Below are 18148 nucleotides of genomic sequence, written 5' to 3'. Positions count from 1 at the left end.
AAACGGGGGTGCGTCAGCCGCGCACCACGCCGCGCCGGACGAGGTCGTCGATGCACACGGCATCCAGGCCAAGGCCATCGAGCAGCTCGCGGCTGTGTTCGCCCAGGGCCGGCGGCGGGCTGCGGTACTGCGCCGGGGTGCGCGAGAGCTTCACTGGCGAGGCGATGCCGCGGTAATCGCCCAGCTCCACCAGCATTCCGCGGTGCAGGGTATGCGGGTGGGCGATCACCTGGTCCACCGTGGCCACTGCGCCACAGGGCACGCCCAGGCGGATCAGCGCCTCGGCCAGGGGCGGGCCGTCGTGCCCGGCCAGGTAGCCTTCCAGCGCGGCCTTCAGGGCCTCGCGGTGCACCGAGCGGCTGCCGTTGTCGACGAAGCGCGGGTCGTCCAGCAGTGCTTCGGCACCCAGGTGCTCGCAAAGCCGGGCGAACTGGCGGTCATTGCCCACGGCGAGGAAGATCGGCTCGCCGCCGGTGCGGTAGCTGTCGTAGGGGGCGATATTGGGGTGGGCGTTGCCGCTGCGCGGAGTCACCCGGCCGGAGCCGAAATAGTTGGGCAGGTGCGGGTGCAACAGGGAGATGCCGCAGTCGTAGAGGGTGATGTCCACGGACTGGCCACGCCCGCTGCGCTCGCGCTCGTGCAGCGCCAGGAGGATGCCCGCCAGGGCGTTGAGCCCGGTGACCATGTCCACCACCGGCAGGCCCACCCGCAGCGGCCCACCCTGGGCTTCACCGTTCACGCTCATCAGCCCGGCCATGGCCTGGATCGCCGCGTCGTAACCGGGCAGCCCGCCCAAGGGGCCGTTGGCGCCGAAGCCGGATACCGAGCAATGGATCAGCCTGGGGAAGCGCTCGGCCAGCACCTCGGCATAGCCGATGCCCCAGCGCTCCAGGGTGCCGGGTTTGAAGTTCTCCAGCAGCACGTCGGCGTCTTCCAGCAGGCGCATCAGCAGGTCGAGGCCTTCGGCCTGGCCAAGGTCCACCACCAGGCCCTTCTTGTTGCGGTTGATGCCACGGAAGTAGGAGGCCGTGTCGCCCTCGAAGGGCGGGCCCCAGCCACGGGTCTCGTCACCGGCCGGCGGTTCCAGCTTGATCACCTCGGCACCGTGGTCGGCCAGGGCCTGGGAGCAGTAAGGGCCGCCCAGCACGCGGCTGAGGTCGATGACCTTGACGCCCTGCAGGGCGCCTCGGGGAGTGCTCGTCGTCATCGTGTTAGGTCTCATCGAGCGGGTCAGTGGGGCAGCAGGGTCAGGGCGTCGTCCAGGCTCAGCGGCCCTTCTTCCAGCAGGCGCGGCAGCAGCGCATCGCTCGCCTCCTCGCCGTCCAGTTCCAGCGGGTCGAGGGGCAGCACGCGGTGGCGCAGCACCAGCAGGGCCAGGGCCAGGCGGCGGTGGTCCGGGGCCAGGCGCGAGGCCTCCCAGGCCATGAACACGGCGCTGACGACGTGGTAGAGGGCGCTGCCGGCCTGGCGCACCTGCTGGTGGCGGCGCTCCTCGGCGACACGCTGAAGGGTGGCCACGGCGCGGCTCAGGCAGTCGCGCAGCAGGTGGTCGGCCGCCGCCGGCAGGGCGGCTTCGTCCAGCAGCCCTTGCAGGTGGTGCTGCAAGGGCTCCAGTGCGCCTTCGCGGGTCACGGCGCGGGCGATGTCCAAGGCGACTATGTTGCTGGTGCCCTCCCAGATGGAGCCCAGGTGGGCGTCACGCACCAGCCGCGCATCGCTCCATTCCTCGATGTAGCCGACGCCGCCGCGCACCTCCATGGCGTCGCCAGTGACCCGGCGGGCATCGCGGCAGGCGCGGAACTTGATCAGCGGGGTGAGGATGCGCACGCACTTCTGTGCCGCCTCGTCGCCGCCATCGGCGCGGGGCAGCAGCGTGGCGATCTGCATGTACAGGGAGCGGGCCTGCTCGGCCGGCAGCATCTGCTTGAGCAACTGGCGCTGCATCAGCGGCATGTCCACCAGGCGCTTGCCGAAGGCCTGGCGGTGGCGGGCGACGAACAGCGCCTCGTTGAGCGCCCGGCGCATCAGTCCGGCGGCGCGCACGCCGTTGGACAGGCGCGACATGTTGACCATGTCGGCCATTTGCTGGAAGCCGCGCCCCACCTCGCCGATCAGGTAGGCGGTGGCGCCTTCCAGGACGATCTCGCCGCTGGCCATGGAGCGGGTGCCGAGCTTGTCCTTCAAGCGCACGATGCGATAGGCGTTGCGGCTGCCGTCCGGCCGGAGCCTGGGCAGCAGGAACAGGCTTACCCCGGCCATGCCCTCGGGGGCGTCCTCGGGGCGCGCCAGCACCATGGCCAGGTCCGCGTCCGGGTTGGAGCAGAACCACTTGTCTCCGTGCAGCGTCCACTGGCCGCCTTCGAGGCGGGCACGGGTGCGGGTGCGTGCCACGTCGGAACCGGCGGCCTGCTCGGTCATGAACATGGCGCCCTGGAACAGGGTGTCGAAATCCCGCGAGGCCAGGCTGGGCAGGTAGCGCTCCACCAGCTCGGGGGCGCCGTACTTGCGCAGGGTGCGGGTGAGGGAGTCGGTCATGCTCACCGGGCAGCAGAGGCCGAACTCCGCCTGCACGAAGAGGTAGGTCAACGCGTACTTGATCAAGGGCGGCGGGCCGTCCGCCACATGGCTCATGGAAGCCAGGCCGAGCTCTGCGTAGGCGACGCGCTCCAGGGCCACGTAGTCGGGGTGCTTGAGCACCCGCTGCAGGTCCTCGCCACGGCGAGTGCGGCTGGCCAGCACCGGGGGGTTCTTGTCGGCCGAGAGCGCCAGGCGGTCCAACTCGCCACCGGCACGGGCACCCAGCGCCTGCAGGCGCGGCAGCCAGGGCGCCAGCACTGCTTCGGGGAGGTACAGGGACAGCAGGCGGGCGAGATCGGGGTCGGCATCGAAGAGGTTCATCCCGCTGCTGTCGGGGATGTTCAGGTCGTCGATGACGGGGCGTTCGAGCAGGGCGTTCATGGCGTCACTCCTTCTTGTCGTGCGCCGAGACTAGGAAGCCCTTCGATAAGTATCCAATAGAATAAAAAGCCCATACGATAAGAAAAACATATCGTTGAAAGGGGCATCGGATGGACCTCAAGCAGCTTCGCTACTTCATCGCCGTCGCCGAGGAACTGCACTTCGGCCGCGCCGCCGCGCGCCTGTTCATCTCCCAGCCGGCGCTGTCTTTCGACATCAAGAAACTGGAGGAACAGCTGGGCGTGCAGCTGCTGGTGCGCACCAACAAATCGGTGAAGCTCACCGCCGCCGGCCAGGTGCTACTGGACGAGGCCCGTAGCCTGTTGCAGCAGGCCGAGCAGGCACGGCGCCTGACCCTGCGCTCGGCCCAGGGCGCGCTGGGGCGGCTGCGGGTGGGCTTCGTCAGCTCCATGCTCTACCGCGGCCTGCCGGCGGCGGTGCGCCGCTTCGAGGAGGCGCACCCGGGCATGGAGGTGGTGCTGCAGGAGATGAACAGCGCCGAGCAGGCCCTGGCCCTGCAACGTGGGCAGATCGACATCGGCTTCGTCCATCGCGGCCCGCTGCCGGCCGGGCTACGCGCCGAGCCGCTGCTGGCCGAGCCCTTCCTCTGCTGCCTGCCACCGGGCCATCGCCTGGCCGGTGCGGCGAAGCTCGACCTGGGCGAACTGTGCGAGGAGCCCTTCATCCTCTTCCCGCGCCCGGCGGCACCGCACTACCACGACCTGATCATCGCCTGCTGCGTGGCGGCCGGCTTCAGCCCGCAGATCCGCCACGAGGCGCGGCTGTGGCAGACCATCGCCGCCATGGTCGGCCAGGGCATGGGCGTCGCGCTGCTGCCGGAATCCCTGTGCCGCGCCTGGCCCGGCGTGGTCGGCGTACCGCTGAAGCAAGCCGGCGCGCAGTCGGAGATCCACGCCCTGTTCAGCGAGGAAAACGCCCCCGAAGCGGCCCATGCCTTCCTCGCCCGGCTGCTGCAGCAACTGCCCGGCGACGATACGGATTCGGTTATCGCGCCATAAGAACAAACGACTATTGATTTGCCGCCCGCGCTCCTAGACTCCGGCTCGACTCGAGTCCCAAACCACGCACCAGCCACCCCGCCACGACCTTGCCTGCACCGGCGGGCATGCGGCTGGTTCGCCAGATAAAAACAACAAAGAGGTGGAGTCCATGAACCACGCCCTGCACCCGGACGACCGGGAACAGCATCGCAAGGCCCGCAAGGCGGGCATCGCTTCCTTCATCGGCACCACCATCGAGTGGTACGACTTCTATATCTACGGCCTGGCCGCCGCGCTGGTCTTCGGCAAGGTGTTCTTCCCCGCCGACATGGACCCGGGCGTCGCCACCCTGCTGTCCTTCGCCACGCTCTGGTCCGGCTTCATCGCCCGGCCCCTGGGCGGCATCATCTTCGGCCACCTGGGCGACCGCATCGGCCGCAAGACCACCCTGGTGATCACCCTGATCATGATGGGCCTGGCCACCACCGGCATCGGCCTGCTGCCCACCTACGCGCAGATCGGCGTCTGGGCACCGGTGGCGCTGGTGTTCCTGCGGGTGATCCAGGGCATCGCCGTCGGCGGCGAATGGGGTGGCGCCATCCTCATCGCCAGCGAGAGCGCGCCCAAGGGCAAGGGCATCCTCTACGCCGCCTTCGCCCAGCAGGGCTCGCCCACCGGCAACCTGCTGGCGACCCTGGCCTTCTTCGCCCTGAGCAGCCTGCCCATGCCGGACTTCCTGCAATGGGGCTGGCGCGTGCCCTTCCTGCTCTCGGCCATGCTGGTGATCATCGGCATGGTGATCCGCCTGACCCTGGAAGAGTCGGCGGACATGCAGCGCCTGATGCGCGAGAAGAAGACCGCCAAGCTGCCGATCCTCGAAGTGCTGCGCAAACACTGGCTGGTGGTGCTGCTCGGCGCGGGCACCCTGCCGGTGATCCACGTCACCTACTTCAAGAGCACCTTCGCCCTGTCCTGGGCCACCAAGACCCTGGGCTACAGCCAGAGCACCTTCCTCAGCATCATCGTCATCGCCCTGATCGTGCAGTTCATCAGCCAGCCCATCGGCGCGCTGCTGACCACCCGCATCGACATGCGCAAGGCGGTGGCGATCATGGTGCTGCCGGAGTTCATCCTGATGCCGGCGATGTTCTTCGCCGTGGAAACCAACGTGTATTGGATCGCCGCCGTCGGCATGTGCCTGGCGACCATCCCCCACGCCATGTTCTACGGCGCCATCGGCGGCATCCTGGCCCGCGCCTTCCCCACCCGGGTGCGCTACTCCGGCCTGTCGCTGGCCTACCAGCTGTGCTCGTTGCTGGTGGGTGGCGGCACCCCGCTGCTGGCCCAGTGGATCCTCAACTCCACGGGCAGCATCGTCGGCGTCGCCATCGCCTCCGCCCTCTACGCGGTGGTGTCGCTGGTCTGCACCCTGGCCCTGCTGCGCATCACCGGCCACCGCGCCAGCGAACTCTCCACTGCCGAGCGGGACAACGGCGACCCGGATGCCGAAGCCGAGCCCCGCCGCGACGCCCACATCGGCCAGACCAACCCGGCCTGACCGCCCCCACGACCCGCGTGCACGCCACGCGGGTTGCACCCGCCCTACGACGGCACAGCCCTTGTAGGGGCGAATTCATTCGCCAAGCGGTGCGCAGCACCGCCAAGGTCTTCGCGAGCAGAGCTCGCTCCTACGAGGAAGCACGCGCCAGCCAAGTAGCCCGGGCTTCAGCCCGGGACCGCGCGCGCCATCCGCCGCTCATGCTCGATCAGCCAGCGCTTGCGCCACAGCCCGCCGCCGTAGCCGGTGAGGGAGCCGTCGGAGCCGATGATGCGGTGGCAGGGGATGACGATGGCGATCTGGTTGGTGCCATTGGCGCGGGCCACGGCGCGCACCGATGAGGGCGAGCCGATGGCGCGGGCCAGGTCGGCGTAGCTGCAGGTGATGCCGAAGGGGATCTCGCGCAGGGCCTGCCACACGCTGCGGGTGAAGGCCGAGGCGCCCATGGCCAGCGGCGTGGCGAAGACCACCGGCTCGCCGGCGAAGTAGCGCGACAGCTCCGCCTCGATCTGGTCGATGGGGGCGAAGCGGCCGAAGCCGATGCTGGTGCCGGTGAGTTTCTGCAGGTTCTTCAGTTCGTTGGCCAGGGCCGGCCGGTCGAAGAATTCCAGCAGGTGCAGGGATTGCGCATCCGCCACCGCCAGCATCACGCCCAGGGGCGTTTCCAGCCAGTCGGCCTTGAGCAGCTCGCGCCCGCGCAGTTGCGACGGCGGCTCACCCAGCAGGCGGGTGAAGGCGCTGCGGAAGCCGCTGTCGGAATCGAAGCTGGCGGTCACCTGGGCGTCCACCACCCGTGCACCGGCGGAGAGCTGGGCGAGGCCCTGGCCGATGCGGCGCAGGCGGGCCATCTCGAGGAAGGTCACGCCGAAGTGGCGTTTGAAGGCACGGCGCACCGTGGACGGGTCGTGGCCGAGGGCGACCAGATCGCCTTCCAGCCAGCGCCGCTCCTGGTCCTGCTCCAGCAGCGCGATCAGTTCCTTGACCAGCGGCTCCTGGGCGCCCACCTGGTCCAGCGGGCGGCAGCGCAGGCAGGGGCGGAAGCCCGCCTCGACACAGGCCTTGATGCTGCCGAAGAACACCGAGTTCTCCCGCTTGGGCTTGCGCGCGGCGCAGGTCAGGCGGCAGAACACCCCGGTGCTCTTGACCCCGACGAAGGCGAAGCCCTCATAGGCCGGGTCGCGCTCCAGCAGCGCCTGGTACAGGGTCTCGTCATCGGGTAGCGAATCGAACAGCGGGGCATCCATGGCCGGCTCCGGAACCGTGGGGAAAAGAGCGCCCACTTTATGCCAGGAAACCGACCTTTGCCGCCTCGGATCGGGCGTCTATTCCGCCGGGCGGGCGAGCACGGTGCCCGCCCTCCCCGGCGCGGCCATCAGGCCTCTTCGAAGTGCAGTTCCGGCGGCTGGCGACGGAAGCCACCGGTGAGCCAGGCGAGGTAGATCACGCCCAGGGCCAGCCACGACAGGCCGAGGATGATGGCCAGGTGGTCGAGGCTGATCATCAGCCACAGGGTGGAGACCATGCCGATCAGCGGGCTGACCACGAACAGCAGCGCCTCGCGCGGGCCGCGTTTATCGCTGCGCAGCCAGTAGTGGAAGATCACCGACAGGTTCACCAGGCTGAAGGCCAGGAAGGCGCCGAAGTTGATGAAGGAGGTGGAGGTGGTCACGTCCATCTCCAGTGCCAGCAGGGCCACCACGCCGCACAGCACGATGCTGCCCACCGGGGTGCCGAAGCGCTCGCTGAGGCGGCCGAACAGGGATTGCGGCAGCACGCCGTCGCGGCCCATGGCGAACAGCAGGCGCGAGGCGCTGGCCTGGGCGGAGAGGCCCGAGGTGAACTGGCCGACGATCAGGCCGATGAGGAAGACCGAGACGAACACATCGCCGCCGATGTTGCGGGCGATCTCGTAGGCCGCCGAATCCGCGCTCTGGAACTCGATGGACGGGTGCGCCAGCTGCACGAAGTAGGAGGTGAGGATGAAGATCAGGCCGCCGACCAGGGTGATCAACAGGATCGCCTTGGGGATGGTGCGGCTCGGGTCGCGGGTCTCTTCGGTGAGGGTGCTCACCGCGTCGAAGCCGAGGAAGGAGTAGCAGGCGATGGCCGCGCCGCTCATCACCAGCGGCAGGTTGAGCCCCTCGCCGACGAAGGGCGCCAAGGACCACAGCGGCTTGCTGGCATCGCCCAGCACGTAGTGCACGCAGAGCGCGACGAAGGCCAGCAGCACCAGGAACTGCACCAGCATCAGCGCGCCGTTGACGTTCTTCGCCAGCTTCAGGCCGACCACGTTGATGGCCGTGGTGACGCCGATGAAGGCCAGTACCCAGACGGCCTGGGGCACACCAGGGAAGGCCGAATGCAGGTAGGCCGCGCCGATCAGCCAGATGGCCATGGGCAGGAACAGGTAGTCCAGCAGCACCGCCCAGCCGGCGAGGAAGCCCAGCTTGGGGCTGATGGATTTGCGCACGTAGGTGTAGGCCGAGCCGGCAACCGGGAAGGCCGCGGCCATCCGTGCATAACTGAGCGCGGTGAACAGCATGGCCAGGGAGGCGGCCACGTAGGCGGCGGGAACCAGGCCCTGGGTGACGTCGGCGAGGATGCCGAAGGTGCCGAGGACGATGATCGGGGTCATGTACGCGATGCCGAACAGCACCACGGACCCCAGCGACAGGGTGCGCTGAAGACGAGCCATTACTGCTACTCCGAATTGTTGGTTGTTATGGCAGAGCCGAAGTCGGCGAAGGTGGAGCGACCGCCCAATGCAGGCGGCAATGCGGGCGCCTCGGGGGCGCCCATCAAATGGGCAATCAGGGAATCAGCAACTCGCGGCGGCCGTCGGCGTGCTCGCGCATCTCGCCGGGCAGCACCATGCGGCGGTCGTCGAGGTAGCGGTAGTCGCTGCGCGCGGCGGCGATCTGGCCGAGTTCCAGCTCGATGATCTGCCGGCACTCCTCGCGCCCGGCTTCCAGCAGCAGGCGGCCAAAGGGGTCGACCACGGCGCTGCCACCGGCGAACACCAGGTCACCATCGCCCTCACCCACGCGGTTCACCATCACGGCGAAGGCCTGGTTCTCCATGGCGCGCCCCATGATCGCGGTGCGGTGGGTGGGGCCGTAGGGGTCCATGTTGCCGTTGGTGACGATGATCAGCTCGGCGCCGAGCTGGCCGAGGGCGCGGGCGCTCTCGGGGAATTCGATGTCGAAGCAGATCAGCAGGCCCACGCGCACGCCCTTGTACAGGCAGGTGGCGTAGCGGTCGCCGGGGGTGAAGATGCCGCGGTCCGAGGCCCAGAGGTGGGTCTTGCGGTACGTGAGGGCGATGCCGTCAGGGGTGATCAGCAGCGTGGTGTTGTAGTAGGTGCCGGCATCGTTCTCGGCCACGCCTATGGCCACGGCGACGTCGCGCTCGCGGGCGGCACGCTGCACGGCCTGGACGGTGGGGCCATCCAGCGGCTCGGCGACGGCGGCGATGTTCTCGCGAGTGGGGAAGCCCATCAGGTGGGTTTCCGGGAACACCACCAGATCGGTGTCGGCGGCGCAGGCGGCGATGGCTTCCAGGGCGCGGGCGAGGTTGTGGGCGGTATCGCCGTCACGACCGGCCAGCTGGACGAGTTCGACCTTCATGGGGACTCCTGATTCTTGTCTTGGCACGAGACCTGATTGCGCAAACCGGTCAGAATGCGCGCTGCGTCGGTCCCGGGTGTTCCCGAAGTATGGAACCGCCGACGCTTCCGGTGAAATTACGCCCGCGTGGTAACCCATCAGGGGTAGAAGCATGACGTTGAGCCTGCAGGACATCGCCTGGCACCGCTCGGTGGGGCAACTGATCGAAGCCCTGGACGCCCCGGGTTTCTGGGTCGCTCTGGTGCGCACCCTCGGCCAGTACGTGCCCCACGACAGCTGGGTGGCGCTGCTGTTCAGCGAGGGCCGGCCCCAGGTGTTCGCCGAATGCCCGGGCGAGGACGGCGAGCCGGACCTGCTATTCCAGGACTACCTGGACGGTCTCTACCTGCTCGACCCCTTCTACATCCACAGCCGCGAGAGCACCCGGGGCGGCCTACTGCGCCTGGCCGACGTGGCGCCGGAATGCTTCGAGCAGACGGATTACTACCAGCGCTATCACCGCCTCAACGTGGTGGCCGACGAGCTGCAGTTCAACGTGACGCTGGAGGGCGGGCGCACCCTGTGCCTGTCCCTCGGCTCGCGCCAGGCCTTCACCCCCGAGCAGATCGCCCTGCTGAGCCTGGTGGAACCCTGGGTGACGGCGCTGATGCGCCAGCGCCTGGCCTTCGAGCGCGAACTGCTGACCCGCGCGCCGCAACCGGCGCCGAACTGGGAAGTGCAGCTGGAACAGGTGGGCCAGCAGGTGGAAAGCGCCCTCACCGCCCGCGAACTGGAAGTGGCCCGGCTGATGCTCAGCGGCTGCTCCAGCAAGGAAGTGGCGCGCAAGCTGGCCATCTCGGCGGAGACGGTGAAGGTCCACCGCAAGCACATCTACGCCAAGCTCGGGATCAAGTCGCAATCGGAGCTGTTCTCGCTGTTCCTCAAGGCGCAGCGGAGGTAGAGTGCGGCGAAGTCCATGCTGCGCAATGGGGACCGCTACGCGCTCCCAGGCGAATGAATTGGCTCTGTCTGCGTTAAGTGTTGCTAGAGGATTTGAGCTCAGCTGATTGCAGAGCTCTGGTGATGTTTCTGGTTTCGCCCCCCCGGGCGAGTCCCTTTTTTCAATCGCCAAAAAAGGAACCAAAAACGCTTGCCCCATCATCCGGCCCCGGCTTCGCCGGGGTTCCCTCACTCCATCGTCGCTCTGGGGGCCGGCGCGATGGGCCATCCATGGCCTGGCGCGCCTCTCGCGGCATCCATGCCGCTCGTCCCCGTCCCCCGGCGCAACGACTGCGTTCGGCCTCCTGGAGGGGCGTTGGCGGCTGCCCCACCTTTCTTCGTCCAGCGCATCGCCACGTGGTGCGCACAGGCTTTCGTAGGATGGTGTAGAGCGAAGCGAAACCCATGCGGTGGAGGTGGCACGAACCCTTGGGCGCCCGGTAATGGCCGGGCTTGAGCGCTTGCATTAAAACCACAACAGCTAACGCAGACAGAGCCAATTCATTCGCGAAACGGTTTCCGGCGAATGAGTCACTCCGCCCGGGGCAGGCGCTCGCGCTCGTAGCGCGGGTAGAGGTGGCTGACGCTGCGCACCAGCTCGTAGCGGGTCAGGCTGATGCCGGCGAAGCGTTCGGGGATGGGCGCGCGGATCAGTTCGTTCATCTCCGCGCCGCGTTTGGCGCCCTCGCGCAGCAGGCCGTCGAGCCAGCCGAGGTAGTCGCGCATCTGGGTGAAGATCTCCTCGTCGCGGGCCACCGGGCCGTGGCCGGGCACCAGCAGTTTCCAGGGCAGCGCCTGGAGCTGGTCGAGGTCGGCGAGCCAGGTGTCCAGCCCCGGACTGTTGGGGGTGGTGAGGGCGCGCTGGTAGAACAGCAGGTCGCCGCCGAAGAGCACGCCGGTGCGCTCGTCGAGGATCGCCAGGTCCGCCCCGGTGTGGCCGCGCAGGGCCAGTAGGCGCAGCGGGTGGCCACCGATGCTGAAGGTGCCGGGGGTGACCGCCTCGGTAGGCAGCAGCACCTCGGTGCCGCGCATCCAGTCGCCCACCAGGCGATACATGTTCTCGGCCATGGCGTCGCCCTGCTGGCGCAGCAGTTCGGTGGTGCCGGGCAAGGCGGCGATGGGCACGTCGGCGAAGGCCTGGTTGCCCAACGCGTGGTCCGGGTGGTGGTGGGTGATCAGCAGCCGCTTCACCGGTTGCGACGTCACCGTGGCGATGGCCCGGCGCAGGGCTTCGCCGTAGCGTTTGGAGGGGCCGCTGTCGATCACCACCACGCCGTCGTCGGTGACGATGAAGGCGGTGTTGACCACGTTGCCGCCATTGCCCGCCGCGAAGTTGTCGGTGCTGCCTTCCAGCAGCCAGGTGCCCTCGGCGATCTGCCGGGGTTGCAGGGTGTAGTCCAGCTCGGCGCGGGACAGCAGCGGCAGCACGACGAGGAACACCAGCACGAGCAGGCGCATGCCTAGAGCCCCCCTTCGAATTCGTTGCCGTTGTTGTCGCGCAGCCACAGGCGCGCGCCTGCGTGGCCCTTCACGTCCAGGCTGAGGGTGGGGTTCTCGGCCACGGCCGGGAACAGCTCCAGGGTCGCCAGGGGCTTGCCGGCGGCGTCGCGCAGTTCGGCCTGGTTGAGGAAGAACTCGGGGATGCCGCCCACCAGGCCGTTGTCCATCGGGTGGTCGACGCGCAGGCGCAGGCGTTCGTCGTCCCCCAGGGGAAAGCGCGCGGCGTGGATCTGCCCCAGGCGGTCCTCCCAGCCCGGTTGCGCGCGCACCACGCTGGGCGCGGTGCAGCCGCCGCCGGCGGCGTCGATCCAGGCCGAGCCGATGTGCCACACACCGTCCTCGGTCAGCGCCGCCGCGCGGATCGGCGTGGCCTGCTCGATGCGGATACGGATCGCCACCACCGGCAATACGGCATCGCCGGGGCGGAAGTCGAACACCCGCGGAATGGGGTTGAGCTCGGCCCAGGCCATGAGTCGCGTCACCTTGCCCGGCAGCGCGCGGGCGTCCACCTGGATCGGCACCTGGCGGGCGTCCTCGGCGAAGGGCGGCGCCAGCAGCTGCACGCGGTCGTCGAAGACGTAGGGCGCGCCGTCGAGGATGCGCTGGTGGTGGAAGTCCCACATCACCGAGGGCATCGGGTCCTTGCCCGGGTCGGGCGCGGCCAGGGCCTGGGCACCCAGGCACAAGCCCAGCAGCAGCGTGTTCAGGTGGCGCATGGTGGTTCTCCCTGGCAGGCCGGGGCCCGCCTCATTGCACGTCCTGGTAGAGGCCGGGCAGCTCGTAGGTCAGCCCGTAGCGGGCGTATATAGCGGCCAGCCGGCCATCGCGGACCATCGCCTCCACCTCCATGTCCAGCGCGTTGGAAAGCTGGCGGTTGGACTCGTGCACCGCCATGCCGATGTCCCACAGGGGCTGGCCGAGGTTGGGGTAGGTGTTGTCGGAGGATTGCAGCGCCGGGTCGGCGGCCTGGTGCAGCAGCCACTGCAGCTCGCCGCGCAGGGCCATCACCGCGTCCACCTCGGCGCCCCGCATGGCGGTGAAGGCGGCGGCCGGGCTCGGGTAGTGGCGGGTGTTGGCACTGAGCTGGCCGTTGAACACCGAGGTCAGGTAGAAGGACGGCACGCTCTCCAGCTCGACGCCGATGGGGTGCAGGCGGAACACGCCGATGCTGTCCACCGCCGGCAGGCGCCGGGTGTCGTGCACCAGGTGCCAGCGCTCGCGCTGGTAGGGGGCGAAGATCACCACCTGTTCGTTGACCAACTCGCCCACGTCGTTGCGCCGCGCGGTGTAGTCACGGTCGTAGGGCACGCGCAGCATCAGGTCCGCGAGCAATTTGGGGCGAAGGTAGTGGCCCTTCCAGATGTAGTTGCGCAGGTCGTCGTCGAGCTTCTCGCCGGGGGTCACCCAGATCAGCTCGGCCTTCAGCCCCAGCGCTGCGGCCAGGGCATTGGCCAGGTCGACGTCGACGCCGCGGGCCTGGCCGTCCTGCTGGAAGCTGTAGGGCGGGAAGTTCTCGTAGAGCGCGACCTTGAGAACCCCCGAGGCGAGGATGTCGTCATAGGGGCGGACCTGCGCCTGCGCCAGCGGCAGGCACAGCAACCAGCACAGCAGGGCGAGCAGGCGCATGGCGATCACTCTTCGACGTGGACGCTTTCCAGGTAGGAGCGGATGGCCCAGAGCGCTTCCTGGCTGAGGAAGTCGGCCATCTTCGGCATGTACACCGCGCCATCGCGCACCGCGCCGTTGATCACCCGTTCCTTGAACCACTCGTCGCCATCGGCGCTGATTTCGAGCAGGCGCAGGTCGGGGGCGATGCCACCGGACTTGGCTTCCAGGCCGTGGCAACGGGCGCAGTTCTGGTTGTAGGCCGAGGAACCGATCTCCACCGCCAGGGCGTTCTTCTCATAGGGCGCGCGGTAGGGGTTGGTGTCGCGCCATTCCTTGCCCAGGGGCTCCAGGCCATCGGTGTTGACGGCCTGCGGCACGACATCGCCATGGGCCAGGGCAAGACCGGTGAGACTCAGACCGGCAAGGAACATCAGGCCACGCAGGGCGTTCTTGTTATTCATGACTTCCATCCTCTTCGAGATGCTGGGCAAGGCGAACGCTCGGCAGGAGCGTGGTGACGAGGATGGTAAGGAGCCGTCGACAACGGCCGAATGCTGCTTTGGTGGCCGCGCCCTACTCCCTTGGTAGCAGGCCGGGCGGAGGTGTATCGAGGCGCTTTGGCAGCACTTCCAAGTCATGCCCGCACTGGGAAGTTTTCCCGGCAAGCGCGGGAGTTTTTCCGTATCCCGCAGGCGGTGGCGCTTCCAGTATTCGAAGCGCCAGGACGCCAGGTGGCGCACTGGTCCACAACGACCACGGGAACCGCACACATGACAACAAGATCGCACCCCCAACCTGCCAGCCCGCTCAGCCTCGCCATCAAGGGCCTCCTGCTCGCCGGTGGCCTCGCCGCCAGCGCCGGGGCCTTCGCCGCCAACGTGACCTGGGAAGACATCGCCAACGACCATGTCTCGGTCAAGGACGTGCTGCAGTACGGCATGGGCACCAACGCCCAGCGCTGGAGCCCCCTGGCCCAGGTCAACGACCAGAACGTGTTCAAGCTGGTGCCGGCCTGGTCCTACTCCTTCGGCGACGAGAAGCAGCGCGGCCAGGAATCCCAGGCGATCGTGCGCGACGGTGTGGTCTACGTCACCGGCTCCTATTCCCGCGTGTTCGCCCTCGACGCCAAGACCGGCAAGCGCCTGTGGGTCTACAACCACCGCCTGCCCGACGACATCCGCCCCTGCTGCGACGTGGTCAACCGCGGCGCCGCCATCTACGGCGACAAGATCTTCTTCGGCACCCTGGACGGCCGCCTGGTGGCGCTGAACAAGGACACCGGCAAGGTGGTGTGGAACAAGAAGTTCGGCGATCACACCGCCGGCTACACCATGACCGGCGCCCCGACCCTGATCAAGGACCAGAAGACCGGCAAGACGCTGCTGATCCACGGCAGCTCCGGTGACGAATTCGGCGTGGTCGGCCAGCTCTACGCCCGCGACCCGGACACCGGCGAGGAAGTCTGGATGCGCCCCTTCGTCGAGGGCCACATGGGCCGCCTCAATGGCAAGGACAGCACCCCGACGGGCGATGTGAAGGCGCCCTCCTGGCCGGACGACAAGAACTCCCCCACCGGCAAGGTCGAGGCCTGGAGCCACGGTGGCGGCGCCCCCTGGCAGAGCGCCAGCTTCGACGCCGAGACCAACACCATCATCGTTGGCGCGGGCAACCCCGGCCCGTGGAACACCTGGGCGCGCACCGCCAAGGGCGGCAACCCCCACGACTACGACAGCCTCTACACCTCCGGCCAGGTGGGCGTGGACCCGAGCACCGGCGAGGTGAAGTGGTTCTACCAGCACACCCCGAACGACGCCTGGGACTTCTCCGGCAACAACGAGCTGGTGCTGTTCGACTACAAGGGCAAGGACGGCAAGGTGGTGAAAGCCACCGCCCACGCCGACCGCAACGGCTTCTTCTATGTGGTGGACCGCACCAACGGCAAGCTGCAGAACGCCTTCCCCTTCGTCGACAACATCACCTGGGCCAGCCACATCGACCTGAAGACCGGCCGCCCGGTGGAGAACGAAGGCCAGCGCCCGCCCCTGCCCGAGCCGGGCCAGAAGCACGGCAAGGCGGTGGAGGTCTCCCCGCCCTTCCTCGGCGGCAAGAACTGGAACCCCATGGCCTACAGCCAGGACACCGGCCTGTTCTATGTGCCGGCCAACAACTGGAAGGAGGACTACTGGACCGAGGAGGTCAACTACAAGAAAGGCTCCGCCTACCTGGGCATGGGCTTCCGCATCAAGCGCATGTACGACGACCACGTCGGCAGCCTGCGCGCCATGGACCCGACCACCGGCAAGGTGGTGTGGGAGCACAACGAGCACCTGCCGCTCTGGGCCGGCGTTCTCGCCACCAAGGGCAACCTGGTGTTCACCGGCACCGGCGACGGCTTCTTCAAGGCCTTCGACGCGAAAACCGGCAAGGAGCTGTGGAAGTTCCAGACCGGCAGCGGCATCGTCTCCCCGCCCATCACCTGGGAACAGGACGGCGAGCAGTACATCGGCGTGACCGTCGGCTACGGCGGCGCCGTGCCGCTGTGGGGCGGCGACATGGCAGAGCTGACCAAGCCGGTGGCCCAGGGCGGCTCGTTCTGGGTGTTCAAGCTGCCGAGCTGGGACAACAAGACCGCCAGCCGCTGACCCTCCCCGGCGCGCCTGCGGGCGCGCCGACTCCCCTGCCACGCACCAGGAGCCGTCATGAACTACCTGCCCATGTTCCTTCCCCTGCTGATGCTGGTCGTCGGGCTCGCCTGGGCCCAGGCCCCCGCCCCGCAAGCCGAGGCCACCCCCGAGGATGCCGTCCGGGTGATCGGCGGCTGCCGCCTGGAGCCGGAAAGCCAATGCCCGGGCGCCGACCTGCGCAATGCCGACCTGCGCAACCTCGACCTGCACAAGATCAACCTGGCCGGGGCCGATCTTTCCGGCGCCGACCTGCGCCACGCCAACCTCGACCTGGCCAACCTGGAGAAAGCCCGACTGGTGGGCAGCAACCTGACCCGCGCCAGCCTGCAGCAGAGCAACCTGCGCCTGGCCGACCTCAGCGGCGCCCGCCTGGTGGCGGTGCAGGGCTGGGGCCTGTTCGGCCAGGGCGCGCAGTTCAAGGGCGCCGACCTGACCGCCGCCTACCTGGAGTTCGCCCGCCTCTCCGGCGCCAGGCTGCACGACGCCAACCTCAGCGCCGCCGACCTGGAAATGACCTGGCTCAGCCGCGCCGATCTCAAGGGCGCCCGCCTCAACGACGCCAACCTGCAGGAAGCCAAGCTGGGCGACGCCAACCTGGAGAACGCCGACCTCAGCGGCGCCCGTCGCCACTACGCGTCGTTCCAGGGGGTGAACATGGAAGGCTGCCGGGAATGCCCCGTCGACTGGGAAAAATGAAGACCAGGCGGAGCGCGTCTACACTTTTTCGAGCCGCGCCCCGTCGAATTTCTCGTTTGTCGAGCTTAAGAAAGTACCGACAGGGCCGATGCGCTGACCAAGTGGTTCAATACTCTCAGCCAACGGGTTCCGACCATGTTCAACACACGCTTGAAAAAGGAGCTGGAACAGCTTCGGGAGGAAAATGCCCGGGCCCAGCAGATCAAGGAATCCATCTTCCAGGAAATGCTGGTGATGGAGATCGACCTCCAGGGTCGCATCCTGTTCGTCAACGATAACTTCCTCAATGTGCTGCAGTACCGCACTGAGAATGTCATCGGCCGCACGCTCGAAGAGCTCATCCCACAGACCTTCAACCGCGACCCCAACTACCAGAAGATGCGCCAGGGCCTGGCCAACGGCGAGCACTTCACCGGCGCGTACCGGCTGCTCCGGGGCGACGGCCGCGAGGCCTGGCTGCACTGCATCTGGCAACCGATCCGCAAAGGGACCGGGCAGATCGAGAGTGTCGTGATCTGCGCCAACGACTACACCCGTGCCATCGAGACGGCCAAGGAGCACGAGGGCCTGATCAATGCCCTGCTGCGCTCCACCGCCGTCATCGAGTTCAACCTCAAGGGCGAGGTGCTCAACGCCAACCAGCGCTTCCTCGATGCCATGGGCTACCGCCTGGAGCAGATCAAGGGCAAGCACCACAGCGTCTTCTGCGATCCGGAGGAATCCAGCTCACCCGCGTACCGGGAGTTCTGGGCCAAGCTGCTGCGCGGCGAGTTCGTGGTCGGGCGCTTCAAGCGTATCGACGCCCACGGCCGCGAAGTGTGGCTGGAGGCCTCCTACAACCCGGTGCACGACACCAACGACCAGCTCTACAAGGTGGTGAAGTTCGCCACCGTGATCACCGACCAGGTGAACCAGGAGCAGGCCGTGGCCGAGGCGGCGAACATCGCCTACAGCACCTCCCAGCAGACCGACGCCACGGCGCAGAAAGGCGCCTCGGTGGTCAGCCAGACGGTCAACGTCATGCGCCTGATCACCAGCCAGGTGCAGGACGCGGCCGAAGGCATCGAGGCGCTGGACAAGCAGTCGCAACTGATCAGCTCGATCATCAAGACCATCAGCGGCATCGCCTCGCAGACCAACCTGCTGGCCCTCAACGCCGCCATCGAGGCGGCCCGCGCGGGCGAACAGGGCCGCGGCTTCGCGGTGGTCGCCGACGAAGTGCGCCAGCTCGCCGGGCGCACCAGCCAGGCGGCCGAGGAAATCGTCGAGGTCGTGCAGCAGAACCAGAGCCTGGCCCAGGCGGCGGTGGACAGCATGTCCAGCAGCCGCCACCACGCCGAGCAGGGGCTGAACCTGGCCAACGAAGCCGGCTCGGTGATCGTCGAAATCCAGGACGGCGCCCAGCGCGTGGTCAGCGCCGTGGGGCAGTTCGCCAGCCAGCTGAAGACCTGAGGTGGAATAGCCTGGCGGGGGCTGTGGGAGCGGTTGCAGCCGCGATGTCCGGGTGGGTCTGATCGCGAATGAATTCGCTCTGTCTGC

The 18148-nt window shown here is 68.1% G+C and carries 15 protein-coding genes; 6 read left to right on the top strand and 9 right to left on the bottom strand.

The window, feature by feature from the left end; genetic code table 11:
• Positions 1-13 precede the first annotated feature (13 nt).
• Positions 14-1207 (bottom strand): CaiB/BaiF CoA-transferase family protein, encoded by a 1194-nt coding sequence (locus tag RTW82_RS29480; protein ID WP_316927316.1) that lies wholly within the window; start codon positions 1205-1207, stop codon positions 14-16.
• 23 nt (positions 1208-1230) lie between these two features.
• On the bottom strand, positions 1231-2958 hold the full coding sequence (locus RTW82_RS29475) for an acyl-CoA dehydrogenase family protein (RefSeq protein ID WP_316927315.1): 1728 nt from the start codon (positions 2956-2958) through the stop codon (positions 1231-1233).
• A 110-nt stretch (positions 2959-3068) separates the two neighbouring features.
• Here RTW82_RS29475 and RTW82_RS29470 point away from each other — a divergent pair, with 110 nt between their 5' ends.
• Together RTW82_RS29470 and RTW82_RS29465 are read left to right on the top strand one after the other, a co-directional pair.
• Entirely contained in the window at positions 3069-3977 is a 909-nt protein-coding gene (locus tag RTW82_RS29470; RefSeq protein WP_316927314.1) for a LysR substrate-binding domain-containing protein, read from the top strand.
• Positions 3978-4128: 151 nt separating this feature from the next.
• Entirely contained in the window at positions 4129-5517 is a 1389-nt protein-coding gene (locus tag RTW82_RS29465; protein WP_410478874.1) for an MFS transporter, read from the top strand.
• 167 nt (positions 5518-5684) lie between these two features.
• Here RTW82_RS29465 and RTW82_RS29460 read toward each other — a convergent pair whose 3' ends face one another.
• The 3 genes from RTW82_RS29460 to RTW82_RS29450 all read right to left on the bottom strand — a co-directional run bounded on the left by RTW82_RS29460 (position 5685) and on the right by RTW82_RS29450 (position 9143).
• Positions 5685-6761 carry a trifunctional transcriptional activator/DNA repair protein Ada/methylated-DNA--[protein]-cysteine S-methyltransferase gene (locus RTW82_RS29460; RefSeq protein WP_316927313.1) on the bottom strand — a complete coding sequence of 359 codons (1077 nt, stop codon included), beginning with the start codon at positions 6759-6761 and terminating at the stop codon, positions 5685-5687.
• 128 nt (positions 6762-6889) lie between these two features.
• Entirely contained in the window at positions 6890-8212 is a 1323-nt protein-coding gene (locus RTW82_RS29455) for an APC family permease (protein WP_316927312.1), read from the bottom strand.
• A gap of 115 nt (positions 8213-8327) precedes the next feature.
• On the bottom strand, positions 8328-9143 hold the full coding sequence (locus RTW82_RS29450; protein WP_316927311.1) for a carbon-nitrogen hydrolase family protein: 816 nt from the start codon (positions 9141-9143) through the stop codon (positions 8328-8330).
• A gap of 151 nt (positions 9144-9294) precedes the next feature.
• Between RTW82_RS29450 and RTW82_RS29445 the strand changes: the two genes are divergently transcribed.
• Positions 9295-10083: a helix-turn-helix transcriptional regulator gene (locus RTW82_RS29445; RefSeq protein ID WP_316927310.1), complete on the top strand. Its 789-nt coding sequence runs from the start codon at positions 9295-9297 to the stop codon at positions 10081-10083.
• Positions 10084-10652: 569 nt separating this feature from the next.
• Here the strand turns inward: RTW82_RS29445 and RTW82_RS29440 are convergent.
• The 4 genes from RTW82_RS29440 to pedF are packed head-to-tail and all read right to left on the bottom strand — an operon-like array spanning position 10653 to position 13690.
• Positions 10653-11579 (bottom strand): quinoprotein relay system zinc metallohydrolase 1, encoded by a 927-nt coding sequence (locus RTW82_RS29440; RefSeq protein ID WP_316927309.1) that lies wholly within the window; start codon positions 11577-11579, stop codon positions 10653-10655.
• A gap of 2 nt (positions 11580-11581) precedes the next feature.
• A complete protein-coding gene (locus RTW82_RS29435; RefSeq protein WP_271658523.1) occupies positions 11582-12337 on the bottom strand; it encodes a quinoprotein dehydrogenase-associated SoxYZ-like carrier in 756 nt (251 codons plus the stop codon).
• A 31-nt stretch (positions 12338-12368) separates the two neighbouring features.
• Positions 12369-13247, bottom strand: coding sequence for an ABC transporter substrate-binding protein (locus RTW82_RS29430; protein WP_316927308.1), 879 nt, complete (start codon positions 13245-13247; stop codon positions 12369-12371).
• 5 nt (positions 13248-13252) lie between these two features.
• A complete protein-coding gene (pedF, locus tag RTW82_RS29425) occupies positions 13253-13690 on the bottom strand; it encodes a cytochrome c-550 PedF (RefSeq protein ID WP_021218542.1) in 438 nt (145 codons plus the stop codon).
• 309 nt (positions 13691-13999) lie between these two features.
• Here pedF and exaA point away from each other — a divergent pair, with 309 nt between their 5' ends.
• The 3 genes from exaA (at position 14000) to RTW82_RS29410 (ending at position 18061) form a co-directional block, all read left to right on the top strand.
• Positions 14000-15871, top strand: coding sequence for a quinoprotein ethanol dehydrogenase (gene exaA / locus RTW82_RS29420; RefSeq protein ID WP_021218540.1), 1872 nt, complete (start codon positions 14000-14002; stop codon positions 15869-15871).
• Positions 15872-15928: 57 nt separating this feature from the next.
• The gene (locus tag RTW82_RS29415) at positions 15929-16609 is read left to right on the top strand and encodes a pentapeptide repeat-containing protein (protein WP_316927307.1); all 681 of its coding nucleotides are present in this window, start codon (positions 15929-15931) and stop codon (positions 16607-16609) included.
• Positions 16610-16744: 135 nt separating this feature from the next.
• Positions 16745-18061 carry a PAS domain-containing methyl-accepting chemotaxis protein gene (locus RTW82_RS29410; protein ID WP_316927306.1) on the top strand — a complete coding sequence of 439 codons (1317 nt, stop codon included), beginning with the start codon at positions 16745-16747 and terminating at the stop codon, positions 18059-18061.
• The last annotated feature ends 87 nt before the right edge of the window (positions 18062-18148 follow it).

The organism is Pseudomonas sp. zfem005 (genome assembly GCF_032621735.1).
In the GTDB taxonomy this organism is placed as follows: Bacteria; Pseudomonadota; Gammaproteobacteria; order Pseudomonadales; family Pseudomonadaceae; genus Metapseudomonas; species Metapseudomonas solani.
Note: the sequence above shows the minus strand (reverse complement) of the source record. Positions and strands in the feature narration are given on the sequence as shown.